The sequence below is a fragment of the Bradyrhizobium sp. IC4060 genome, assembly GCF_020193715.1.
Taxonomy (GTDB): domain Bacteria; phylum Pseudomonadota; class Alphaproteobacteria; order Rhizobiales; family Xanthobacteraceae; genus Bradyrhizobium; species Bradyrhizobium yuanmingense.
In genome coordinates, this window is the sequence record NZ_JADYVJ010000005.1 from 415,518 (window position 1) to 438,300 (window position 22,783).

Genomic DNA, 22,783 nt, shown 5'->3' on the forward strand with positions numbered 1-22,783 from the left:
GATGTGTACACATTTGCACAGTTTAATGCGGCAGCCGTCTCGGTCACGTAGGCTGTTCGCATGGACCGAGAATTCCGCCGCCTCGAACATGCCGCCCGCGAGCAAGCAGCACTGTCGGCTGACGGGCGCACCAAGGCTGCGCTGCTAGAGATCGCCGAAGAATACCGTTTGCGCGCCGACTACCTCGAAGCTCAAAAGCGCAGCCCTGCTGATTAAGTTGCAATATCGCTTGCTTGGCACTCTGACGGCATTGACTGCCAAGCCGTTGAGGAACAGTGTGTTCCATCACCGCCCGGTCCGTGGCTTCAATCGGTGACAGAGAGACCGGTTGTGCTCCCGCCCTACTCCAACAGGGAGCAGCGTCATGCCGATTCTACGGCTGATTGCGAATGTCGATCTCACCCGCGAACAGGAACATGTTCTTGAACTCGCCTTCAACCATGCCTTGCGCAAGCTCGACCTGGTGGATCGAAGCGATCCGATCTGTGATCTTCTCGCCAAGAGGATGATCGACATTCACATGCGCGGCGTGACTGACGCTGTCGCTCTGGCCGAAATCACCGTCCGGGAAATCAGAGCACCGAAACAATAGGGCCCGAGATCGGTGACGCCGTTGAGCGACGGCGCCTGGCACTTGTCGCCATAGTTTCACATCGCCTTGGCGAGCGCGAACAGCCGGAAATCCTCAAGCGCCGCGTGCCGGTGGGGCGCCACTTCGCGCCTGTAAGTCTCGGTGTCGACGATCGAGCGGAAGGTGGCAAAGTCACCGTACTCATTGAGCGCCGCTTCGTCCCAGCGTTCGCTTGGCGAGCCGACGAGGCTCGCGAGGATCGGCCCGGAAAACATCGGCGCGATCGGCTTGCCGGCCGCAAGGCGCCGGAATGCCGGCCTGTAGCGCTCATGAAAGGCTTCACGGCCCGAGCAGGGCGCGGCGTCAAAGCCGTCCTCGTAACGCGCCTGCGCGCGGTAGCGCAGCAGATTGAGCATATAAACCGGCTGGCCGGATGGAATCGCCCGCTCGGCGGCGTCGAGGGCTTGCAGCGTAATTTCGATAGGGTTCATCGGACGTCCCGCGTTTCCAGCGCCGCAGAATGCGTGCTGATACTCCCCGATTAGCCGTTCTCGAATGGGTCTTGTAGTGACCGTCTGGCCATGGCTATGTGGACTTCATGTCCACAACGACTTTGCCTCCCGACCTTTCGCGCCTCCTCGCCTTCGTCCGCGTCGTCGAGGCAGGCTCCTTCGCCGAAGCCGCGCGGCGGGCGGGGACGACCACATCGGCGATGTCCAAGGCGGTCGCCCGCTTCGAACAGGCTCACGGATTGCGACTTTTGCATCGCTCCACCCATTCGTTGGCGCTGACCGCAGAGGGCGACCGGCTGATGTCGGCGGGACGCGCGTTGGCCGAAAGCCTCGCCCGTGTCCAATCCGCGCTCGGCGAAGTCGCGCGCGACGATGGCGGACGGGTGCGCGTGACCGCCCCCGCCTCGTTCGCGCGCGCCTGCATCCTGCCGCGACTGCCCGCGTTCCTCAGGGAACGGCCGGAAATCGAGATCGAGGTCAAATTCCGCAACGAGATTCTCGATCTCGCGGCGGAAGGCGTCGACATCGCGATCCGCACAGGGTCGCTCGATCGCGCGCCCGGTCATCAGGCACGGCGGCTTTGCACCTTCTCCTGGATCGCTTGCGCCTCGCCTGCCTATCTGAAAGCGCGCGGCGCGCCGGCCACTCCCTTCGAGCTTTCCGCGCACGAGCACGTCGGCTTCCGCAATCCCGCGAGCGGTCAGATCCTGACATGGCGCTTCGCCGATCCGCGCGGCAAAGGACCCATTCGCGTCACGCCCAAGCCCAAGCACATTTGCGACGACGCGCACGCTTCGCTGGCTCTGATCGCGAATGGGTTTGGGATCGGCTGGGGGCCAGCGTGGCTGGTTGGCGAAGACCTTCGCGCCGGCCGGCTGGTCGAGGTGCTTGCGCCCTGGCGCGCGCCTGGGGAACCCCTTTGGATGCTCCGCACCTCCGGCCGCCGCCCGCCCCTGCGCACACAGCGCGTCATATCGTTCCTCAACACGCTTCCCGCCGCGTTCAGCGACAAGGCGGTGTGAAGCAGCGGTCGTCACCGACATTCGGTCGCCAGGAAAATGAGCTCCAGGCGGCGGCTGCCGGTGAGGTGTGGATTATGCGATCCCGTCTTGCATCAACCAAGGGTTTGAGATGTCCCGATTACCTTGGATCGAGATTCAAGCGGCTGGACGAATAGCGATTATGGCGCGTCCTCGCGCCGACGAGTGGTTGGAGATGGAAGTCATTGAGTGGAAGGACGCCCGAGTCGATCTGGTAGTGAGCCTTCTCGAGCGCGAGGAGGTTTCAGAGCTTGGGTTACAGCGTGAAGACGAGGTTTGTCGTTCTAACGGAATCGACTTCATCTCTTTTCCGATTCCGGATCGGGGATTGCCAGAATCGCGACCGGAGGCATCGCAGATCGCTCGCTTGTTAGCCAGCGGCTTGCGAGATGGTCGTTCTATGGCGATCCATTGTCGCGCGGGGATCGGCCGATCTTCGGTAATTGCAGCTTGCGCACTGATCTGTTCCGGAATCCAAGCGAAGGAAGCTCTTGAGCTGATTGGAGCTTCGCGGGGCTTGATCGTGCCGGACACGGATGAGCAGCGCGATTGGGTGATGACCTTTGGCCAGGCGGAGCGCGGCGATGCGCCACGTACCCGATAGGCCATGCAATGTCGCCTCAGCCGCGGCGTGACAGGAAATCGAGCACGCCGGTCTTGTAAACCTTGTCGCCGACTGCACGCATGTGGTCGCGATTGGGAATATCGAGCACTTCGGAACCCGGTATGATCGCGCCGAGCGCGCTGGCACTTCCTGCGACATCGTCGGCGCTGCCAACTGCGATCAGCACGGGCACCTCGATGCGCGCGGCCTCTTGCCTCGTCATGAGATCGCGCGTGCCGCGCAGGCACGCGGCGAGCGCGCGGCGGTCGGAGCGGGTCTGATCGGCAAAGGCGCGGAAGGTGCGGCCGACGGGATCGGTGACGTCGTCGAGCGCGGGCGCCTCCAGCGCCTTGGCGACGTTCTCGCCGGGGCCGCTGCCCTCGATCAGGCCGCCGATGCCGATGCCGCCGAGGATCGCCGAGCGCAGGCGCTGCGGCTCGTTGAGGGAGAGCCAGGCCGTCATCCGCCCGCCCATCGAATAGCCCATGATGTCGGCCTGCGGGATGGCGAGGTGATCCATCAGTGCGAGCACGTCGCCGGCCATTACGGGTATAGAATATTGCGCGGGCTCGTAGAGCTTTGCGCTCTCGCCATGGCCGCGATTGTCGAGCGCGATGACGCGGCGTCCGTTCTTGCGCAGCTCCGACACCCAGGTCGGATAGACCCAGTTCACGTTCTTGCTGGAGGCAAAGCCGTGCACCAGGATGATCGGATCGCCCTCGCCTTCGTCGAGATAGGCAATTTCAACGGCGCCGTTGTGAAAGCTCGGCATCAGCAGTTCCGTGGGATCTTGTGGGGGACAGCTCGATCTTAGAGCACGATCCGGCAAAGTGTGCAGCGGTTTTCCGGCAACATCATGCTCAAACAATAGCCCGAAGCGGATCGCGCCTCAGGCCGTCGCGGCCGCGTTAGCCAAAGCAGCGTCGGCCACCATCTGCGCGCGGCGCAGCCGCCGCGCCCGCCTGCGATCGCACCAGGCCTGGGTCAGGCGCTCGGTCGTCGCTTTGATGGAGGAGAGCAGGCCGAACAGCGTCACGACCGCGCCAAACAGCCACATCGCCAGATCGAACGCGCCGCCGACGAGCAGCAGCGCGCCGCGGCCGAGCAGCTTGATGATCGCGCGCGTCTTGCCGCCTTGCGCTTCCGCAAGCCGCACGGCGCGCGCGACGTCCTTGGGGCCCTCGGCGATGCGGAGCGTATCCATGGCCCCGCGCGTGCCGGTCTTTCCGGCGACGCGCGTGACGTCCTTGCCGAGCCGGACCAGCGCACCGGCCTTCTCGGCCCGGAACGCGGCCTTGATCGCGCTCACGGTCTGGCCTGGGCGCAGCACCGAGCCCGATGCCACCGCGTTCCGCAGCATCGGCGCGTCGACGACCTCGCGCGCGGACCGGCCGGCCCATGCGGCGAGCCCCTCGCCGAGCCGTCCGAGCTTGCGCGCATCCTTCACCAGCGTCAGTCCTGCGCGCACCGGCGCGGCACCGCCGACGGAGATGTAGGTTGCCGCCGTCACCGCAAGGCCGGCCGCCGCAAGGGAGAGCACGAGGCGGTCGGTGTCCTCGCCCATGGCGAGGTGCTTGCCTTCGCGCACCACGTCTCTGATGTCGCCGAACACGAAGAGATCGCCGGCCACGGTCCCGGACAAGCTGGCGACATCGTCCGCGTTGCCGGTGACGAGACCCGTGGCGAAGCGCTTGGCGAAATGCGCGGTGGAATTCTCCGCTTTCACGGCATCAGTGACGCGGCTCAAGAGGTCGTCGGGGAGCGCAATGTTGCGCTCGCGCGCCAGCGTGACGAAACTGTCGGCGAGATCGGCATCGCCGGCCGCGAGCGCGGCCTCGATATTGTCCTGAACCAGGCGGTCGTTGTGCCGGAGCAGCGCATCGAGCTTCAGCTCGGAGAGCGCGGCCGGATCGTCCTGGGCGGCCAGGATCGCGCCGGCCTCGCGGGCATGCGGCGCCACCTGCGCGAGCACGAAGCCGCACACGGCCATTCCCGCCAACGCCGTACTGATTCGCAGCCACTTCATGTGGAAAAGCCCGGATGCCCTGAGATCGCTTGCGCGGAACACTACGTCTTTCGTCCCGGTTTCACGCAACCACAGAGATAGTATGCCAAAATTGCGACACAACGTCCCCGACGAAAGAAGGGCTTCTCTAGGGGCGCAAGATTGTGTCGAATTTGCATGAGCAAATGAGCATGGGGCGCTTGCGAAGCTTTTCGGTTCCGCTGGACTAGCAATCACCTGTACCCGCCAGTATGGTCCGCAGCGCCTCAAAGATGCCGCGTAAGTTCGTGATTGTATCTGCCGCCATTGCCACTCCAGGATGAACTTCGATGTCCGACCATGTCGTCCCGCACTTCCATAACGATGCCGGTGTCCCCGTCATCGAGATCGGCTCGCAAGAGTTCATGTGCGTGGGCGCCAATCCTCCGTTCGACCATCCGCACGTCTTCCTCGACCTCGGCAACGACAACGAGATCATCTGCCCCTATTGCTCGACGCTGTACCGCTTCGCGGCCGACCTGAAGCCCGGCGAAGCCCGCCCGCCGGAATGTGTGCTGAAGGACAAGGTGGCCTGACCGCGTCCATCGGTTAAGGGGTGGCGCTCTCCCGAACGATCGTCGTCGCCGGTGCCGGCATCGGTGGCCTGACGGCCGCGCTCGCGCTCGCCGCCCGCGGCTTCCGCATCGTCGTGCTGGAGAAGGCCGAACGCCTCGAGGAGGTCGGCGCCGGCCTGCAGCTCTCGCCCAATGCCAGCCGCGTGCTGGTCGAGCTCGGCCTCACCGAACGCCTCAAGCTGCGCGCCGTCACCCCGGAAGCGCTCTCGATCATGAGCGCGCGCGTCGGCGGCGAGCTGCTGCGCATGCCGCTCGGCGAAGCCGCCTCGCTGCGCGCCGGAGCGCCCTATTGGGTGGTGCACCGTGCCGACCTGCAAGCGGCCCTCGCCGGCGCCGTCGCCGACCATCCCGACATCGACCTGAAGCTGGGCGCGACCTTCGAGGACGTCGCGCCTCACGCCAAGGGCCTGACCGTGGTCCATCGCAGCGGCACGATCCGCCGCAGCGATCTCGCCAGCGCGCTGATCGGCGCCGACGGCATCTGGTCGACGGTGCGCCAGCATCTGTTTCCCGAGGTGCAGCCGCGCTTTTCCGGCCTGATCGCCTGGCGCGGCACGCTCGATGCCACGCAATTGCCGAAGGACTATACCGCGCGCCGGGTGCAGCTCTGGATGGGACCGAACGCCCATCTGGTCGCCTATCCCATTGCGGGCGGGCGCCAGATCAACGTGGTCGCGGTGCTGCCGGGCACCTGGAACCGGCCGGGCTGGAGCACGCCCGGCGATATCAGCGAGGTGATGGACGCCTTTGCCGTCCCGCGCTGGCCGCCGGCGGCGCGGATGCTGCTCGCCGCGGTCGACAGCTGGCGCAAATGGGCGCTGTTCGGCGTGCCGGACGGCTGCCCCTGGAGCAAGGGTTCGGTGGCGCTGCTCGGCGATGCCGTGCACGCGATGCTGCCGTTCGCAGCCCAAGGGGCCGGCATGGCGATCGAGGATGCCGCCGTGCTCGCCCGGCATTTGAGCCTGGAGGCCGCCGAGAGCAGCAAAGCGGTTGCCGCCGCGCTGACGCAATACGGCCGGGCACGGCAGGCACGGGTGCGGCGGGTGCAGCGGACCGCGCGGCAGCAGGGCCGCATCTATCATCTCAATGGGCCGCTCGCGCTCGCACGCGATCTTGCGATCCGCGCGCTCGGCCCGCAGCGCATGCTGGCGCGACAGGACTGGATCTACGGCTGGCGGCCTTGATGCGGCGCGCCGCCGGCGCGGCGCCTCAGCGGGCCGCTTTGCCGGATTTCGACGCGGATTTGGCGCTGGCCGCGGGCGATGCCGGAGGCGGCGGCGCCTCGGGCGGCGTCTCCCGGCATCTGTTGCGGCGCCAGGCATCCTCGGCCAATTGGACCTGCCCGCGCACGGCGATATAATCGTTGCGATAAGCGAGTTCGGACACGACGGCCCCGCCGGCCCCGGTCTCGGCCTTCTCCATCAGCCTCTGCAGATCGGCGGTGCGCTTGGCGAGGTCCTTGCGCTCGGTCTCGAGCTGCTTGCAATCGTACAATTCGTATTTGGCGGGATCGGCAAAAGCCGGTGCGATCGTCTCGCTCACGCCGGCGCAGCCGGACAGCGCGAGGCCAGCCGCAAGCAGCGCGAACAGCGCGCCAAAGCCGCGCAGCGAAAAGGAAAACGAAGCAGCCATGCCGAATGAATAGCCCCCGTGGATTGAGAATGCCTAAAGCAGCAACAGATGTCCGGATTGAGGCTTTGCCTTGTGCCCCCGGCTCGCTTAAGGAAGAACCGTCCCTCCGGCGGCGAACGCGCCAATTCCAGACCGCCGGAACGGACTTAAGTGTTTGATCTCGTTGGATCAAGCGGGCATGGCGGAATTGGTAGACGCAAGGGACTTAAAATCCCTCGGTGCGCAAGCGCTGTGCCGGTTCGACCCCGGCTGCCCGCACCACTAGCTTGTATCACCCTTGCTCGAGGCGCTCGGGCTCTGCGCGGAAATCGAGCAGCACGATCCAGAAGCAGATCAGCGCGATGACGAGGAGGATGAAGGTGCCCTCGATCGGCGCGCCCAGAAGCGAGACCAGTGCCGGGAAGGCGAGGCCGATGCCGAGGATGGCGGCGAGCGCCAGGGGCGGAAGATCGACGATGAGGATCGCGGCATAGAGCGCAAGCTCGAAGAAGGCATATTCCTTCAGACGCGGCGAGCTGAGATAGAGCGCGAACATGGCGAGCACCGTGATGCGCATGCCCGTGCGCGGGTGATCCATCAGCCAGCGATCGAGCTGCGTCAGCAGCGATGCCCCTGCCCGCACCGATCCGCTCGCGGCCGCGCGCAGGACGGACAGCGCGAACGGCACGAGCACGAGCGCGAGTGCCGCGAACGCATAGGCCGCCAGCATCGTCGGCTTGTCGTCACCGAAGCCGGCCTGGGCCATGAGGTCACGCGCCAGCAGCAATAGCGACGGATTGGTCTCCACGAGACCGACGGCATGCTGGCCGGGAATTTGTCCTGCGATCGCGAGCAGCCAGCTCGCGAACAGATCGGGATACAGCAAGCGCGACAGCGCGAGCGGCAACGCGAAGGCGAACGCGGCCACCGCGATCAAGGCCAGCTTGCGGCTACGCGGCAGCGGCAGGAAATAGAGCGCCGCCAGCACCGGGACGAACACCAGCTTGAACGAGGTCACGAGGCCGAGCAGCGCGGCACCGGCGAGGCGCGAGGAAAAGTTCGAATTCTGTTCGGACGCGAGCGGACGAAGCAGGAGCTTCAGCGCGATCGCGGTCAGCACTCCGCTCAGCAGCGCAAAATTCCCCGACGCCACCACGAATTCGAAACCGACGAACGCGCCGAACGCGCAGAGCACCTTCAAGCCAGCATCGCGCGCGCTGGCACGCGTCCGGCCAAGGCCGGGCAGAAGCAGCGCGCAGAGCACGGCGAGGACGAGAAAGATGCTTCGGTAATGATCGAGCAGAACGCCGCCCGCGCAGAGGGGACGGAAGACGTCCAGCGTCACCGGCAGATAGGGATAAGAATAAGTGGTGCCCTTCAGGTTCTTGACGAAGTAGGGATCGAGCCCTTCGGCATGCGCATCGACCGCCGCGCAATTGACCCGGACGTCCCAGCCATACGGCAGGTCGAGCGAGGCATCGTTGGCGAGATTGCCGAGCACCAGCAGCGCGGTCAGCGTGACCACGCCGGCAAGCCAGACGTTGCGCGCCGCAGGCGCCAACCATCGTGCTGCACCTGATATGTCGGACACGGGCGATACCCTGTTTGGCTTCTCGCGGCGCCGTTGCGGCAGCCGGTCCGGCCACAATGGACAGGACGGGTTGCCGATTCATCTCCCCGGCGTGCCGCGCCCGATCTTATGGTGAATCCCTGGTTGCAGGCCCAGCCCTCCGACGACGCGGCTTGGAAAACGCTTCGATGTGCGCGGCGACGAGGTCCGGATGGCCCATCAGGTCGGCGACGGGCCCTCACCCGTTTTTGACCGCTCCTGCTCCGCCTGCCAGCCATCCCGAAACATGGGTTGTGCAACGCAGCATCGGGGCTAGATAACTCGCTTGATTGCAGGGGTAAGCTTCTTGTCCGACGTCAATGCCGACGGTTGGGTGTCCTCGGGACACCGCCCAATGGGTTTTCCGGAGTTCGTCATCGTGATCGCGTCCATCATGGCGCTGAACCCGCTCGCGATGGACATGATGCTGCCGGCGCTGCCCAATATCGGCGCCGCCTTCAAGATTCCCGTCGAGAACCATCTGCAACTGGTGCTGTCGACCTTCCTGATCGGCTTCGGCGCCGGTCAGTTCGTCATGGGTCCCCTGTCGGACCGTTTTGGGCGCCGACCGGTGCTGCTCGGCGGCATGGCGGTCTATGCGGTGGCGAGCGTGCTGGCGGTCATTGCCCCCTCGTTCGAGACGCTGCTGCTGGCGCGTGCGCTCCAGGGGCTCGGCACCGCGGCGACGCGCGTGATCGCGACCTCGATCGTGCGCGATTGCTATGTCGGCCGCCGCATGGCGAGCGTGATGTCGCTCGCCATGATGATCTTCATCGCGGTGCCCGTGGTCGCGCCCTCGTTCGGACAGGCGGTGCTGCTGGTGACGGCGTGGCGCGGCATCTTCGTGGTGCTGATGCTCTACGGCCTGCTCGCGCTCGCATGGTGCGTGCTGCGGCTGCCCGAGACGCTTCCCGAGTCGAAGCGCAGGTCGCTGGCGCCCTCCGACGTGCTCTCGGCATTCCGGCAGACCCTGACCCATCGCCAGACCGTCGGCTATGCCACCGCCGCCGGCAGCGTCATCGGCGCGCTGTTCGCCTATGTCTTCTGCGCCCAGCAGGTCTTCACCGGCATCTATCATCTCGGCCAATATTTCCCGCTGGCTTTCGCCGCGATTGCCGCCGGCACAGCCATCGCCGGCTTCCTCAATGCGAGGCTGGTCGGCCGGCTCGGCATGCGCGTGATCTCGCACGGCGCGCTGACGCTCTACACGGCCGTGGCCGGCGTGATGCTGCTGACGGAAAGCCTCGGCGTGCTGTCGCTCGCCTTGTTCATGGTGCTCTCGGCCCTGATGATGTTCTCGTTCGGCATGATGGTCGCCAACTTCACCGCGCTGGCGATGGAACCGCAGGGCCACATCGCCGGCACCGCCTCCTCGCTGTACGGCTCGATCACCACGCTGATCGGGATCGTGGTCGGCATGGCAATCGGGCAGAGCTTCGACGGCACGCTGCTGCCGTTCTCGATCGGCTTTTTCCTATCCACCCTCGCCGCGCTCGCGATCGTGCTGGTGGTGGAGAAAGGGCGGCTGTTCAGGCCGCATCATCGCCCGATCAGCTAGGAACTTCCCGCCCCTCGCGATGTTGTACTGCAGCAATTCAGAGGATTGGCGAGATGGAACAAGAGAACAGATCGGATCAGCCCGCGTCCGAGATCGAACGGCCGATTTCGCAGCCTCGTTCCGATGAACGAATGGACTCGAGCTTGGCATTCGTGAGTGAAGGGCTCGAGCAGCTGCGCGACAGCCACTGCTAGACGAGCGCGATCACAGACCGCCTCATAGAAAACGGCGCCGCAGGAAACTGCGGCGCCGTTCGTATTCACATGCAAGGCGCGCGGCGCGTAAAGCGCGATGAGATTCGGACGATCGTCATCGCGCTTTAGGTTGTTGTTTGCGCGTGATCTTTCCGGAAAACCGCTTCGCACTTTTCCGGATCATGCTTTATTCCTTCTTGTCGATGTTCCAGAACACCGGCGTCGCGGGGCCGTCGAGCACGCCCGTCAGCGATTTGCGCCAGCCGCTCGGGATGAGATACTGCCCCAGCGGAATGTAGATCACCTGCTCATAGGCCTGCTTCTGGATATCGGCGGCGATCTTCTTCTGATCGTCGACCGAGGCCGCGCGGACGAAAGCGTCCTTGAGCTGCTCGATCTTGGCGTCCTCCGCCCAGCCGAACCAGCCCTTCTTGCCCTGGCCGCCGATCGAGAGATTGGCGATCGGGTTGGACACGTCGGCCGCGACCCAGTTGGTGAAGAACATGTTCCAGCCACCTTCCTTCGGCGGCTTCTGGCTGGCGCGGCGGCTCACCACCGTCTGCCAGTCGGTCGCCTGAAGGTCGACCTTGAAGCCGGCCTCGCGCAGCAGCTGGGCCGAAACGATCGGCTGCGCCTTCAGCGTCGTGACGTCGCCAGGGGCCATGATCACGATCGGCGTGCCGTCATAGCCGGACTCGGCGAGCGCCTTCTTGGCTTGCGCCATGCCGTTCCCCTTGACCAGGGTCTCGGAGCCCGCATCGGTTGCGAGCGGCGTGTCGCAAATGAAGAACGCGCCGCAGATCTTCTGATATTTGGCGTTGCCGACCAGCGCGTCGAGCACGTCCTTCTGGTTCAGGGCCAGCAAGGCAGCACGCCGCACCTTCACGTTGTCGAACGGCGGATGCAGGAAGTTCATCCGGCCGAGCGTCTGGAAGCCGAACTTGTTCAGAACCTCGATGGTGAGCTCCTTGTTGCCTTCCAGCACCGGCAGCATGTCGAACGGCAGGTTCTCCATGAAATCGATGTCGCCCGACTGCAGCGCGTTCACCGCGGTCTGCGAGTCCGGCATGGTGATCCACTCGACGCGGTCCACCTTCACCACCTTGCCGCCGGAGGTCCAGCTCGCCGGCTCCTTGCGCGGCACGTAGTCAGTGTTCTTGACGTAGACCGCCTTCACGCCGGGCTGGAATTCGCCCTGCACGAACTTGAACGGACCAGAGCCGATCTGCTCGGGGATCTGCTTGTCCGGCGGCGTCTCCGCAAGGCGCTTCGGCATCATGAAGGCGACGCGCGAGGACGGCTTGCCGATGGAGTCGAGCACCAGGCCGTAGGGCTCCTTCAGCTTCAGCGTGATGGTCTTGGGGTCGGTCGCCTCGATGCTGGCGGTGAAGTCCATGAGCTTCTGTCCCATGCCGTCGACCGCAGCCCAGCGCTTCAGCGAAGCGACGCAGTCCTCCGCCGTCACCGGCGCACCGTCATGCCACTTCAGGCCGTCGCGCAGCGTGAACGTGTAGGTGAGCTTGTCGTCGGAGACCTTCCAGTCCGCCATCTGCGGCTGGACCTTGAAATTCGAGTCGGTGGCCACCAGCGTGTCGTAAACCATGTAGCCGTGGTCACGCGTGATGTAGGCCGTGGTGAAGATCGGATCGATGATGCGCAAATCCGAATGCAGCACCGCCGTGAGAGTCTTGCCGGCCGCGAGCACCGGCGAGGCCAGCGCGGTCGAAAGCGCGACGACCGACAGCGCAAGTGTGGAGGCGAACGCGCGAGGCCCCCGGCGCATGAAGTGGAACATAGAAAGTTCTCCTGACGTGAAACTGTTCAAAGGCAGGTTATTGGTTGAGCATGAGGTTCGTTCGTTGGGCGAACTAACCTCATGCAATGCCTTCGTCTTTCGAGACTTGCAGACAGGGTGAAGCGCGTCAATCCGGTTTCGGTGCAAGCCCTTGCGGCGCGCGCACGGGCTCCACAAAGATCGGTTTGGCTCTACAACACCCTCCGCTTGTCCCGTCCGCGCCAATGCAATGCGCGTTCCATCTTTCCAAGCTTGAGAGACATTGAGATGAATCCTGCCAATCTTCCCTTTGATTCCGAGGCAATGCTCGAAGGCCTGCGCGGCTGGGTCGAATGCGAAAGCCCCACCTGGGATGCCGGTGCCGTGGACCGCATGCTCGATATCGCAGCGCGAGATATGGCGATCATGGGTGCGACGATCGAGCGCATCGCCGGCCGCCAGGGCTTCGGCGGGGTCATCCGCGCGCGTTTCCCCCATCCGAAGCAGGGCGAGCCCGGCATCCTGATCGCCGGGCACATGGATACCGTCCACCCGGTCGGCACCATCGAGAAGCTGAAATGGCGGCGCGAGGGCAACAAGTGCTATGGCCCCGGCATCTACGACATGAAGGGCGGCAACTACCTCTCGCTGGAAGCCATCCGCCAGCTGGCACGCGCCTCGTTCACGACCCCATTGCCGATCACCGTGCTGTTCACGCCGGATGAGGAAGTCGGCACGCCCTCCACGCGCGACATCATCGAGGCGGAAGCCGCGCGCAACAAATACGTGCTGGTGCCGGAGCCCGGCCGCGCCGACAACGGCGTCACCACCGGACGTTACGCCATCGCACGCTTCAACCTCGAAGCGACGGGCCGGCCGAGCCACGCCGGCGCGACACTGTCCTCGGGACGCTCGGCGATCCGCGAGATGGCGCGACAGATCCTCGCGATCGACGCCATGACGACGGAGGACTGCACCTTCTCGGTCGGCGTCGTGCATGGCGGCCAATGGGTCAATTGCGTTGCTACCACGGCGACGGGCGAGGCGCTCTCCATGGCCAAGCGCCAGGCCGATCTCGACCGCGGCGTCGAGCGGATGCTGGCGTTGTCCGGCACCAGCAACGACGTCAGCTTCAAGGTCACGCGCGGCGTGACGCGGCCGGTCTGGGAGCCCAATGCCGGCACCATGGCGCTGTACGAGAAGGCCCGCGGCATTGCCAAATCTCTCGGCATGGAATTACCGCATGCAAGCTCCGGCGGCGGCTCGGACGGCAACTTCACCGGCGCGATGGGAATCCCCACGCTCGACGGCCTCGGTGTGCGCGGCGGCAATGTCCACACGCTCGAAGAGTATATCGAAGTCGAGAGTCTCGCTGAGCGAGGACGGCTGATGGCGGGGCTGCTGGCGACGCTGGAGTGATCGCGAAGCGATCCCGTAGGTGGGCAAAAGGCGCAAAGCGCCGTGCCCACCGTTTTCCCGACCGAAAGCAGGTGGGCACGCTCCGCTTTGCCCACCCTACGAAGATTGGCTGCACCGCAAAAACTGTGGCCCTCGTGGCACGGGAATTGCTGAAATGTTAGGCTGATGGCAGGCTGGCCGAAGAGCCCTGCCCAATTTGACTCTAAACTGACGGATCCAACTTGCTCGGATATCTCCTTCGCCGAATTCTCGCCGCCGTGCCCGTGATGGGCGTGGTCGCGCTGTTCGTTTTCCTCCTGCTCCGCCTCACCCCCGGCGATCCCGCCGCGATCCTCGCCGGCGACAACGCGACCCCGGAACGGCTGGAGCGCATCCGCGAATCGCTCGGCCTCAACGAGCCGCTGATCGTGCAGTTCGTCACCTGGGTGAACAAGCTGCTGCACGGCGACCTCGGGACGTCGCTGATCTCCAATTTGCCGGTGATGAAGATGATCGGCCAGCGCGTCGAGCCGTCGATCTCGATCGCGCTGTGCACCATCATCCTCGCCGTCGTCGTCGCAGTTCCCTTGGGGGTGATCGCGGCGTGGAAGCACGGCACCTGGATCGACCGTTTCGTGATGGGTCTGTCCGTGCTCGGCTTCTCGGTGCCGGTTTTCGTGGTCGGCTATGTCCTCATCCAGGTCTTCGCGATCGAGCTGCGCTGGGTGCCGGTGCAGGGCTTCCGTAGCATCTTCAACGGCTTCGGTCCGTTCTTCGAGCGCATGATCCTGCCGACCTGCGCGCTGTCCTTCATCTACGTCGCACTGATCGCGCGCATGACGCGTGCGGCGATGCTCGACGTGCTCGGCGAAGACTACGTGCGAACGGCGCGCGCGAAGGGCATCAACGAGGTTGCGGTGATGATGCGCCATGCTCTGCGCAACGCCGCCGTGCCCGTGATCACCGTGATCGGCACCGGCTTTGCGCTCTTGATCTCCGGCGTCGTCGTCACCGAGAGCGTGTTCAACATCCCCGGCATCGGGCGTCTCACCGTCGATGCGGTGCTGGCGCGGGACTATCCGGTGATCCAGGCGATGATCCTGCTGACCTCGCTGATCTACGTCGTCGTCAATCTTCTCATCGACGTCGCCTACACCCTGCTCGATCCCCGGATCCGGTACTGAGGCAAGGACAAGAACAAAATGTCGGTCGATACCCTTCCCCAGTCCTCCATTCCGATCACGTCGCCGCTGCGGCCGCGATTCGGATTCCTCACCTCGACCCCGATCATCGCCACCGCGACGTGCCTGCTCGCGCTGATCGTGGTGGTCTCAATCCTCGCGCCGCTGATCGCGCCGCATGATCCGATCCAGCTCGCCCCGTCGCAGCGGCTCAAGCCATCTTCCGCACAGTTCCTGCTCGGCACCGACGCCTACGGCCGCGACGTGTTGTCGCGCGTGATCTATGGCGGCCGCATCTCGCTTCTGATCGGCATCGGTGCGGCGATCCTGTCGATCGCCATCGGGCTGGCGATCGGCCTCGTCTCCGGCTTCTTCAAGCTGGTCGATTCCGTGATGATGCGCGTCATGGACGGCCTGATGGCAATGCCGAGCATCCTGCTCGCGATCGCCGTGGTGTCGCTGTCCGGCGCCAGCCTCTGGACCGTGCTGATCGCGATCACGATCCCCGAGATTCCGCGCGTTGCACGCCTGGTCCGCTCGGTCGTGCTGTCGGCGCGCGAGGAGCCTTACGTCGAGGCCGCGATCTCGGTCGGCTCGAGCCTGCCGAAGATCATGTGGCGCCACCTGATGCCGAACACGATCGCGCCGCTGATCGTCCAGGGCACCTATATCTGCGCCAGCGCCATCCTGACCGAGGCGATCCTCTCCTTCCTCGGCGCCGGCATCTCGCCGGAGACGCCGACCTGGGGCAACATCATGGCCGAGGGCCGCCAGTACTTCCAGATCAAGCCGTCGCTGATCTTCTGGCCTGGCCTGCTGCTCTCCATCGCCATCCTCAGCATCAACCTGATCGGCGACGCCGCCCGCGACGCCCTCGATCCGCGCATGAAGCAGCGGGAGGGGAAGTGAAACAAGTAGCGTTGTCATTCCGGGGCGCGCGTAGCGCGAGCCCGGAATCCATTTCACCACGCGTGCTGCGGCCCGATGGATTCCGGGCTCGCGACTTTGTCGCGCCCCGGAATGACGGAGAGAATTGACGTGACCGACACCATCCTCGACATCAACAACCTCGTCGTCTCCATCGGCAAGCAGCCGAAAGGCGCCAACATTATCGACGGCATCTCGATCCAGGTGCGCGAGCGCGAGACGCTGTGCCTCGTCGGCGAGAGCGGCTCGGGCAAGTCGGTGACCTCGCTCACCACGATGGGCCTGTTGCCGAAGGGCACGCTGGTGCCAACCGGCGGCAGCGTGAAGCTGGTCGGCGAGGAGCTGCTCACCGCCACCGACCGCCGCCTGCGCCAGCTCCGCGCGACCAAGATGGCGATGATCTTCCAGGAGCCGATGACCGCGCTCAATCCGGTGGTTCCGGTCGGCCGCCAGATCGACGAGGTGCTCCGCGCCCACACCAAACTCGATGCCAAAGCGCGCAGGAAGCGCATTCTCGACATGATGGAGCAGGTCCACCTGCCCCAGGTCGAGCGCATCTTCGCCTCCTACCCGCACCGTCTCTCCGGCGGCCAGCGCCAGCGCATCATGATCGCGATGGCGCTGGTGCTGGAGCCGAAGCTCCTCATTGCCGACGAGCCGACCACCGCGCTCGACGTCACCACGCAGAAGCAGATCCTGTCCCTGATCCGCGAGCTCCAGCGCGATCACGGCACCGCCGTGCTGTTCATCACGCACGACATGGGCGTGGTCGCCGAGATCGCCGACCGCGTCGCGGTGATGCGGCAGGGCCGGCTGGTCGAGACCGGTCCGCTCGAGACCGTGCTGCGCAATCCGACCATGGAATACACCCGCAACCTGCTCTCCTCGGTGCCGAGCCTGGTGCCGCGCCCGCCGCGCGAGGAAACCCGCGAGCCCGTGGTGCTGGAGGCCAACGAGCTCAGCAAGGTCTACAAGGAGCGCGCCTTCTTCGGCAAAGGCCGCGAGGTCGTCGCTGCCGACAAGGTCACGTTGACCCTGCGCAAGGGCCGCACGCTCGGCATCGTCGGCGAAAGCGGCTCGGGCAAGTCGACGGTTGCGCGCTGCATCGTGCGCCTGATCGATCCGACCTCCGGCGGCGTGCGCCTCGCCGGCCGCGAGATCGCCGACATCTCGCGCCGCCTGCTGCAGCCGCATCGGCAGAAGATCCAGATCGTATTCCAGGATCCCTATCGTTCGCTCAATCCGCGCGTCACTGTCGGCGAGAGCATCGCCGAAGGCCCGGTCAATTACGGCGTGGCGCACGCCGACGCGATGAAGCGGGCGCGCGAGTTGCTCGAGCTGGTCGGCCTGCCGCCGGATGCGGTGTCGCGCTATCCGCACCAATTCTCCGGCGGCCAGCGCCAGCGCATCGCGATCGCCCGGGCGCTCGCGCTCGATCCGGACGTGCTGGTCGCGGATGAAGCGGTCTCCGCGCTCGACGTCTCGGTGCAGGCGCAGGTGCTGGAGCTCCTGGACGAGATCCAGAAGCGGCTCGGCATCGCCATCCTGTTCATCACCCACGACCTCCGCGTCGCAGCCCAGATCTGCGACGAGGTCGTGGTGATGCAGCACGGCCGCGTCGTCGAACAGGGACCGGCCGCCGAAGTGCTGACGCATCCTAAGGAGGCCTACACCAAGGCGCTGCTGGATGCGGCGCCCGGGCGGGGTTGGGATTTTGCGAACTTCAGGCCGGTGGCCGAGGGCGTGGGGGCGACACTGTAGCTCTCTCCTCTGTCATTCCGGGGCATCGCGAAGCGATGAGCTATGGTGCGCAATTGCGCACCTGAGAATCCATTTAGCCGCGGACTCTGTCGCACGATGGATTCCGGGCTCGCGCCCAAGAGGGCGCGCCCCGGAATGACGGCGGAGTATGGGGCGCAGCATTCCCAAATCGTCTTGACCCTATGCACGTCGCGAGTGCTTCCTCACCTTGCCCTCCTCGCAAGGGCAAGGCTAACGTCGCGCACTTTCAATTGGGACTGAACTGAATGACACGTATTGCCGTCGGCGGCTTCCTGCACGAGACCAACACCTTCGCTCCGACGAAGGCGACATTCGCCGACTTCCAGCATGGCGGCGGCTGGCCGGCGATGACTGAAGGTGCCGACGTGTTGAAGGTGATGCGCCGCATCAATGTCGGGCTCGCCGGTTTCGTCGACAGCGCCGAGGCGAACCGCTGGGAACTCATTCCGACCATCGCCTGCGGCGCGAGCCCGTCGGCGCATGTCACCGAAGACGCATTCGAGCGCATCGTGAAGGTCATGGTCGACGGCATCGCCGCCGCCGGCCCGATCGACGCCGTCTATCTCGACCTGCACGGCGCGATGGTGACCGAGCATCTCGACGACGGCGAAGGCGAGATCTTGGCGCGCGTGCGCCGCGTCATCGGTAAGGATGTTCCGCTGGTCACCAGCCTCGATCTCCACGCCAACGTCACGCCCGAGATGATGGAGCATGCCGACGCGCTGATCGCCTACCGCACCTATCCGCATGTCGACATGGCCGAGACCGGCCGCGCCTGCGCGCGCCATCTCGCGCTGCTGCTGCAGACGAAGCAGCGCTTCGCAAAGGCCTTCCGGCAATTGCCATTCCTGATCCCGATCAGCTGGCAATGCACCAACGACCAGCCCACCAAAGGCATCTACGAAAGACTCGCCGCGCTGGAGAGCGATGCCGTTCCCACCCTCTCTTTCGCGCCCGGCTTTCCCGCCGCCGATTTCCGCGACTGCGGCCCCAGCGTGTTCGCCTATGGCAGGACGCAAGACGACGCCGATCGTGCGGCCGACGCGCTTCTGAAGCTGATCGAAAGCCACGAGAACGATTTCGACGGCAAGATCTGGACGCCTGACGACGGCGTGCGCCACGCCATGGAACTTGCCAAGGGCGCGCGCAAGCCGATCATCATCGCCGACACCCAGGACAATCCGGGCGCCGGCGGCGATTCCGACACCACGGGCATGCTGCGCGCGCTGGTGCGCAACAAGGCGAGTGCCGCAACCGGCGCGATCTACGATCCGGAATCGGCCAAGGCCGCGCACGCAGCCGGCGTCGGCGCCACCGTGACGCTGTCGCTCGGCGGCAAGTCCGGCATCCCCGGCGACGAGCCCTATCGCGAGACCTTCGTGGTCGAGCAGCTCTCGGACGGCCGCTTCATCGCGCCCGGTCCCTATTACGGCGGCCGCGAGATGGAGATGGGCCCGTCCGCAGCCTTGCGCATCGGCGATGTCCGCATCGTCGTTTCTTCGCACAAGGCCCAGCTCGCCGACCAGGCGATGTACCGCTATGTCGGCATCGAGCCGACCGAACAGAAAATCCTGGTCAACAAGAGCTCGGTGCATTTCCGCGCCGATTTCGAGCCGATCGCCGAGAAGCTGATGATCTGTGCCGCGCCCGGTGCGATGCCGGCCGACACCGCTTCGCTACCCTGGACGCGCCTGCGCCCGGGCATCCGCATCAAGCCGAACGGCCCCGTATTCACGCCTCCCTCACGCTAACCGGACAGGACCACATGCCCACGATCGATCGCATCGACGGCTACGCCGACGAGCTCACCGCAATCAGGCGCGACCTCCACGCCCATCCCGAGATCGGCTTCGAGGAAGTGCGCACCTCCGGCATCGTCGCCGACAAGCTGAAGAGCTGGGGCATCGAAGTGCATCGCGGCCTCGGCGGCACCGGCGTGATCGGCGTCATCAAGGGCAAGGGCACCGGCAGCAAGCGCATCGGGCTGCGCGCCGACATGGACGCGCTGCCGATGGAAGAGAACACCAATCTGAAGTGGAGCTCGAAGATCCCCGGCCGCTTCCACGGCTGCGGCCATGACGGCCACACCACCATGCTGCTCGGCACCGCGCGCTATCTCGCCGAGACCCGGAATTTCGACGGCACCGTGCATCTGATCTTCCAGCCGGCCGAGGAAGGCCTCGGCGGCGCCCGCGCCATGATCAAGGACGGGCTGTTCGAGAAATTTCCCTGCGACGAGCTCTACGGCCTGCACAACGCGCCCGACCTCAACCATGGCGAGATCGCGATCCTGCCGGGCCCGGCCATGGCCAGTGCCGACTTCTTCGACCTGCGCATCACCGGCTACGGCGCGCATGGCGCGATGCCCGAGCGCTCCAAGGACGCGGTTGTCATTGCGACCACACTGGCGCAGGCGATCCAGACCATCGTCAGCCGCAACGTCGACCCGCTGCAAGCCGCGGTGATCTCGATCACCCAGATCCATGCCGGCTCGGCTTACAACGTCATTCCGGGCGATGCGCATCTGTGCGGCACCATCCGCACCTTCTCGAACGAAGTCCGCGCCCTGATCGCCGAGCGCATCCGCACCATCTGCGCCGGCATCGCCGCCGCCTATCAGTGCACGATCGAAGCCGACATCCGCGACACGTTCGGCGTTCTGGTCAACCAGGTCGAGCAGTCCAAGGTGGTCGAGGAGGTCGCGCGCACCATCGTCGATCCCGCCAACGTGATCACCCGCATCCAGCCGAAGATGGGCAGCGAGGATTTCGCCGACATGCTGGAGACGATCCCCGGCGCTTACTTCTGGGTCGGCCATGACGGCTCGGTGCCCGTGCACAATCCCGGCTTCGTGCTCGACGACAAGATCCTGCCGATCGGTGCCAGCATGTTCGCCCGCATCGTCGAGACGCGCATGCCGGTGGGTGGCAATGCATAAAAAGAGCGTCGAGGAAGCGGTCACCTCGCTGCACGATCTGTCCGCGGTCGACCTGATCGCGGGTTATCGTGCCAAGCAGTTCTCGCCGAGCGAGGTGCTGGAGGACGTGCTCGCGCATGTCGCGGCGTGGGAACCGCATCTGAAGGCGCTCTATGCGTTCGACCCCGATGGCGCGCGCGAGGCCGCAAAGGCCTCGACCGCGCGCTGGACCGGCGGCGAGCCCTCCGGGCCGCTCGACGGCGTGCCCGTGACGGTGAAGGACAACATCGCGACCAAGGGCGTGCCGGTGCCGCTGGGGGCAGCCAGCGTCAAGCTCGTGCCGGCCGAGAAGGACGCGCCGCCCGCTGCGCGGCTGCGTGAGGCCGGCAGCATCATCTTCGCCAAGACCACCATGCCCGATTACGGCATGCTGTCCTCCGGGCTCTCCTCGTTCCATGCGCTCGCGCGCAACCCGTGGGATCTCAGCAAGAACCCGGGCGGCTCCAGCGCCGGCGCAGGCGCCGCCGCCGCGGCCGGCTACGGGCCCTTGCATCTCGGCACCGATATCGGCGGCTCGGTTCGCCTGCCCGCCGGCTGGTGCGGCCTCGTCGGCCTGAAGCCGAGTTTTGGCCGCGTGCCGATCGACCCGACCTATGTCGGCCGTGTCGCCGGCCCGATGACCCGCACGGTCGACGATTGCGCGCTGATGATGAGCGCGATCGCAAAGCCCGACCGCCGCGACGGCATGAGCCTGCCGGCCGAGCTGCTGAACTGGAAGGGGCTGGAGAAATCTCCGCGAAAACTACGCATCGGGTTGATGCTCGATCCCGGCTGCGGCCTGGCGCTGGAGAAGCCGGTGCGCGAGGTCGCAGTGAAGGCCGCGAAGGCGTTCGAGTCCGCAGGCAGCGTCGTCACCGAGGTCGAGGGCATCCTCACGCGCGAGATGCTCGACGGCCTCGACAATTTCTGGCGCGCGCGGATGTGGGACGATCTGTCCAAGCTGACGCCGGCCGAGCAGGCCAAGGTGCTGCCCTATATCTTCAAGTGGGGCGAGTCCGGGGCCAAGCTCTCGGGCGTCGACGTCATCCGCGGCTTCAACCAGACCATGGCAATCCGCGCGGCTGCGGCGAAGCTCTTTTGCGAGCTGGACTATGTGATCTCGCCGACCGCGCCGAACGTGAACTATCCGGCGGAATGGGCCTCGCCGACCAACGATCCCATGAAGCCGTTCGAGCACATCGCCTATACCGTGCCGTGGAATATGTCGGAGAACCCGGCGATCTCCCTCAACGGCGGCTTCGACGCCAAGGGTTTCCCCATCGGCGTGCAGATCGTCGGCCGCCGCTTCGACGATATCGGCGTGCTCGGCATGGCCAAGGCCTTCGAAGGTCTGCGCGGCCCGCAGCGGCCCTGGCCGAAGCCGCCGACCCAATAACGCACCGTCGTCATTCCGGGTTGCGCCCTCTTGGCGCAAGCCCGGAATCCATTCATCCGCAAGGAGTGTGGAGAAATGGATTCCGGGTTCGCGCTTCGCGCGCCCCGGAATGACATGCTAGACAGACGGACAAAGAACCAAGGAAGAGGAAACCAGCCATGGCGTATGAGACCATCAAGTACGAGGTCGCCGATCAGATCCTCACCATCACGCTGAACCGGCCCGACAAGCTCAACGCCTTCAACGCGCAGATGCAAGCCGAACTGATCGACGCGTTCGACGCTGCCGACAAGGATGACAATGTCCGCGCCATCATCGTCACCGGCGCCGGGCGCGGTTTTTGCGCAGGCGCCGATCTCTCCTCCGGTGCCGACACGTTCGACCGCGACGCGCGGCGCGGGCCGGTCAAGCGTTTTGCCGACGGCAAGGTCGACTATAGCGATCCGCAGGTGCGCGACGGCGGGGGCCAGGTCACGTTGCGCATCTTCAAGTGCCTCAAGCCCGTGATCGCGGCGGTGAACGGCCCGGCCGTCGGCATCGGCGTCACCATGCAGCTCGCGATGGACATCCGCATCGCCTCAGAGGCTGCGCGCTTCGGCTTCGTGTTCTCCCAGCGCGGCATCGTGCCCGAGGCGGCCTCGAGCTGGTTCCTGCCGCGCATCGTCGGCATCTCGCAGGCGCTGGAATGGTGCTATTCGGGCCGTGTCTTCCCGGCGCAGGAAGCGCTTGCGGGCCGCCTCGTCAGCAAGGTCGTGGCCCCCGATGATCTGCTGCCGACCGCCCAAGCGCTCGCCAAGGAGTTTGCGGCAAAGACCGCGCCGGTGTCGGTCGCGCTGATCCGCCAGATGATGTGGCGCATGATGGGCGCCGACGATCCCATGGAAGCCCACAAGGTCGACAGCCGCGGCATCTACGCCCGCGGCCGCTCGGACGACGTCAAGGAAGGCGTGGTGTCGTTCCTGGAGAAGCGTCCCGCGCAGTTCAAGAACAAGGTGTCGACCGACATGCCGGATTACTTCCCGTGGTGGACGGAGCGCGAGTACAAGTGACG

The 22,783-nt window shown here is 65.5% G+C and carries 21 protein-coding genes and 1 tRNA gene; 16 read left to right on the forward strand and 6 right to left on the reverse strand.

What is annotated here, in order from left to right; all coding sequences use genetic code 11:
• The first annotated feature begins 60 nt into the window (after positions 1–60).
• Complete coding sequence (locus I6F16_RS20325; protein WP_156447197.1) at positions 61–216, forward strand: hypothetical protein; 156 nt, start codon at positions 61–63, stop codon at positions 214–216.
• A 148-nt stretch (positions 217–364) separates the two neighbouring features.
• A complete protein-coding gene (locus I6F16_RS20330) occupies positions 365–592 on the forward strand; it encodes a hypothetical protein (protein ID WP_146207712.1) in 228 nt (75 codons plus the stop codon).
• A gap of 56 nt (positions 593–648) precedes the next feature.
• Here I6F16_RS20330 and I6F16_RS20335 read toward each other — a convergent pair whose 3' ends face one another.
• Entirely contained in the window at positions 649–1,062 is a 414-nt protein-coding gene (locus I6F16_RS20335; RefSeq protein WP_057029559.1) for a hypothetical protein, read from the reverse strand.
• Positions 1,063–1,169: 107 nt separating this feature from the next.
• On the opposite strand from I6F16_RS20335, the gene I6F16_RS20340 reads away from it, so the two are divergent.
• Together I6F16_RS20340 and I6F16_RS20345 are read left to right on the forward strand one after the other, a co-directional pair.
• Positions 1,170–2,105: a LysR family transcriptional regulator gene (locus I6F16_RS20340; protein WP_225150486.1), complete on the forward strand. Its 936-nt coding sequence runs from the start codon at positions 1,170–1,172 to the stop codon at positions 2,103–2,105.
• 67 nt (positions 2,106–2,172) lie between these two features.
• On the forward strand, positions 2,173–2,727 hold the full coding sequence (locus I6F16_RS20345; RefSeq protein WP_225173963.1) for a protein-tyrosine phosphatase family protein: 555 nt from the start codon (positions 2,173–2,175) through the stop codon (positions 2,725–2,727).
• A 16-nt stretch (positions 2,728–2,743) separates the two neighbouring features.
• Here the strand turns inward: I6F16_RS20345 and I6F16_RS20350 are convergent, their stop codons facing one another.
• Together I6F16_RS20350 and I6F16_RS20355 are read right to left on the reverse strand one after the other, a co-directional pair.
• Entirely contained in the window at positions 2,744–3,499 is a 756-nt protein-coding gene (locus tag I6F16_RS20350; protein ID WP_036015305.1) for an alpha/beta hydrolase, read from the reverse strand.
• Positions 3,500–3,616: 117 nt separating this feature from the next.
• Positions 3,617–4,753, reverse strand: coding sequence for a hypothetical protein (locus I6F16_RS20355; protein ID WP_225173964.1), 1,137 nt, complete (start codon positions 4,751–4,753; stop codon positions 3,617–3,619).
• Between the two features lie 308 nt (positions 4,754–5,061).
• On the opposite strand from I6F16_RS20355, the gene I6F16_RS20360 reads away from it, so the two are divergent.
• Both I6F16_RS20360 and I6F16_RS20365 read left to right on the forward strand, forming a co-directional pair.
• Entirely contained in the window at positions 5,062–5,307 is a 246-nt protein-coding gene (locus I6F16_RS20360; RefSeq protein ID WP_008562814.1) for a zinc-finger domain-containing protein, read from the forward strand.
• A gap of 20 nt (positions 5,308–5,327) precedes the next feature.
• Positions 5,328–6,530 (forward strand): FAD-dependent monooxygenase, encoded by a 1,203-nt coding sequence (locus I6F16_RS20365; RefSeq protein ID WP_225173965.1) that lies wholly within the window; start codon positions 5,328–5,330, stop codon positions 6,528–6,530.
• 25 nt (positions 6,531–6,555) lie between these two features.
• On the opposite strand, the gene I6F16_RS20370 is transcribed toward I6F16_RS20365, so the two are convergent.
• Positions 6,556–6,978, reverse strand: a complete 423-nt coding sequence (locus tag I6F16_RS20370; RefSeq protein ID WP_036029720.1) for a hypothetical protein — start codon at positions 6,976–6,978, stop codon at positions 6,556–6,558.
• A gap of 172 nt (positions 6,979–7,150) precedes the next feature.
• Between I6F16_RS20370 and I6F16_RS20375 the strand changes: the two genes are divergently transcribed.
• Positions 7,151–7,239 (forward strand) — tRNA-Leu (locus I6F16_RS20375).
• 10 nt (positions 7,240–7,249) lie between these two features.
• On the opposite strand, the gene I6F16_RS20380 is transcribed toward I6F16_RS20375, so the two are convergent.
• A complete protein-coding gene (locus I6F16_RS20380; protein ID WP_225114724.1) occupies positions 7,250–8,548 on the reverse strand; it encodes a hypothetical protein in 1,299 nt (432 codons plus the stop codon).
• Between the two features lie 325 nt (positions 8,549–8,873).
• Between I6F16_RS20380 and I6F16_RS20385 the strand changes: the two genes are divergently transcribed.
• Positions 8,874–10,124 carry a multidrug effflux MFS transporter gene (locus tag I6F16_RS20385; RefSeq protein ID WP_036029744.1) on the forward strand — a complete coding sequence of 417 codons (1,251 nt, stop codon included), beginning with the start codon at positions 8,874–8,876 and terminating at the stop codon, positions 10,122–10,124.
• Between the two features lie 381 nt (positions 10,125–10,505).
• Here I6F16_RS20385 and I6F16_RS20390 read toward each other — a convergent pair whose 3' ends face one another.
• The gene (locus I6F16_RS20390; protein WP_036015319.1) at positions 10,506–12,113 is read right to left on the reverse strand and encodes an ABC transporter substrate-binding protein; all 1,608 of its coding nucleotides are present in this window, start codon (positions 12,111–12,113) and stop codon (positions 10,506–10,508) included.
• Between the two features lie 267 nt (positions 12,114–12,380).
• Here I6F16_RS20390 and I6F16_RS20395 point away from each other — a divergent pair, with 267 nt between their 5' ends.
• The 8 genes from I6F16_RS20395 to I6F16_RS20430 all read left to right on the forward strand — a co-directional run bounded on the left by I6F16_RS20395 (position 12,381) and on the right by I6F16_RS20430 (position 22,781).
• Positions 12,381–13,511, forward strand: coding sequence for a M20/M25/M40 family metallo-hydrolase (locus I6F16_RS20395; protein ID WP_036029750.1), 1,131 nt, complete (start codon positions 12,381–12,383; stop codon positions 13,509–13,511).
• 221 nt (positions 13,512–13,732) lie between these two features.
• On the forward strand, positions 13,733–14,674 hold the full coding sequence (locus tag I6F16_RS20400) for an ABC transporter permease (protein WP_225114725.1): 942 nt from the start codon (positions 13,733–13,735) through the stop codon (positions 14,672–14,674).
• Positions 14,675–14,692: 18 nt separating this feature from the next.
• Positions 14,693–15,580, forward strand: coding sequence for an ABC transporter permease (locus I6F16_RS20405; RefSeq protein ID WP_036029754.1), 888 nt, complete (start codon positions 14,693–14,695; stop codon positions 15,578–15,580).
• A 129-nt stretch (positions 15,581–15,709) separates the two neighbouring features.
• Positions 15,710–17,359, forward strand: coding sequence for a dipeptide ABC transporter ATP-binding protein (locus I6F16_RS20410; RefSeq protein ID WP_036029778.1), 1,650 nt, complete (start codon positions 15,710–15,712; stop codon positions 17,357–17,359).
• A gap of 266 nt (positions 17,360–17,625) precedes the next feature.
• Complete coding sequence (locus I6F16_RS20415; protein WP_225114726.1) at positions 17,626–19,131, forward strand: M81 family metallopeptidase; 1,506 nt, start codon at positions 17,626–17,628, stop codon at positions 19,129–19,131.
• Positions 19,132–19,145: 14 nt separating this feature from the next.
• On the forward strand, positions 19,146–20,318 hold the full coding sequence (locus I6F16_RS20420; RefSeq protein ID WP_036015333.1) for a M20 aminoacylase family protein: 1,173 nt from the start codon (positions 19,146–19,148) through the stop codon (positions 20,316–20,318).
• A complete protein-coding gene (locus tag I6F16_RS20425) occupies positions 20,311–21,732 on the forward strand; it encodes an amidase (protein ID WP_225114727.1) in 1,422 nt (473 codons plus the stop codon). Before I6F16_RS20420 ends, I6F16_RS20425 begins: the two co-directional genes overlap by 8 nt.
• A gap of 158 nt (positions 21,733–21,890) precedes the next feature.
• A complete protein-coding gene (locus tag I6F16_RS20430) occupies positions 21,891–22,781 on the forward strand; it encodes a crotonase/enoyl-CoA hydratase family protein (RefSeq protein WP_225151292.1) in 891 nt (296 codons plus the stop codon).
• The last annotated feature ends 2 nt before the right edge of the window (positions 22,782–22,783 follow it).

What these genes read in the sequence shown, in the direction of transcription:
- I6F16_RS20325 (WP_156447197.1), top strand. Translation starts at nt 61, where the DNA reads ATGGACCGAGAATTCCGCCGCCTCGAACATGCCGCCCGCGAGCAAGCA.
- I6F16_RS20330 (WP_146207712.1), top strand. Translation starts at nt 365, where the DNA reads ATGCCGATTCTACGGCTGATTGCGAATGTCGATCTCACCCGCGAACAG.
- I6F16_RS20335 (WP_057029559.1), bottom strand. Translation starts at nt 1,062, where the DNA reads ATGAACCCTATCGAAATTACGCTGCAAGCCCTCGACGCCGCCGAGCGG.
- I6F16_RS20340 (WP_225150486.1), top strand. Translation starts at nt 1,170, where the DNA reads ATGTCCACAACGACTTTGCCTCCCGACCTTTCGCGCCTCCTCGCCTTC.
- I6F16_RS20350 (WP_036015305.1), bottom strand. Translation starts at nt 3,499, where the DNA reads ATGCCGAGCTTTCACAACGGCGCCGTTGAAATTGCCTATCTCGACGAA.
- I6F16_RS20355 (WP_225173964.1), bottom strand. Translation starts at nt 4,753, where the DNA reads ATGAAGTGGCTGCGAATCAGTACGGCGTTGGCGGGAATGGCCGTGTGC.
- I6F16_RS20360 (WP_008562814.1), top strand. Translation starts at nt 5,062, where the DNA reads ATGTCCGACCATGTCGTCCCGCACTTCCATAACGATGCCGGTGTCCCC.
- I6F16_RS20370 (WP_036029720.1), bottom strand. Translation starts at nt 6,978, where the DNA reads ATGGCTGCTTCGTTTTCCTTTTCGCTGCGCGGCTTTGGCGCGCTGTTC.
- I6F16_RS20390 (WP_036015319.1), bottom strand. Translation starts at nt 12,113, where the DNA reads ATGTTCCACTTCATGCGCCGGGGGCCTCGCGCGTTCGCCTCCACACTT.
- I6F16_RS20395 (WP_036029750.1), top strand. Translation starts at nt 12,381, where the DNA reads ATGAATCCTGCCAATCTTCCCTTTGATTCCGAGGCAATGCTCGAAGGC.
- I6F16_RS20405 (WP_036029754.1), top strand. Translation starts at nt 14,693, where the DNA reads ATGTCGGTCGATACCCTTCCCCAGTCCTCCATTCCGATCACGTCGCCG.
- I6F16_RS20415 (WP_225114726.1), top strand. Translation starts at nt 17,626, where the DNA reads ATGACACGTATTGCCGTCGGCGGCTTCCTGCACGAGACCAACACCTTC.
- I6F16_RS20420 (WP_036015333.1), top strand. Translation starts at nt 19,146, where the DNA reads ATGCCCACGATCGATCGCATCGACGGCTACGCCGACGAGCTCACCGCA.
- I6F16_RS20425 (WP_225114727.1), top strand. Translation starts at nt 20,311, where the DNA reads ATGCATAAAAAGAGCGTCGAGGAAGCGGTCACCTCGCTGCACGATCTG.
- I6F16_RS20430 (WP_225151292.1), top strand. Translation starts at nt 21,891, where the DNA reads ATGGCGTATGAGACCATCAAGTACGAGGTCGCCGATCAGATCCTCACC.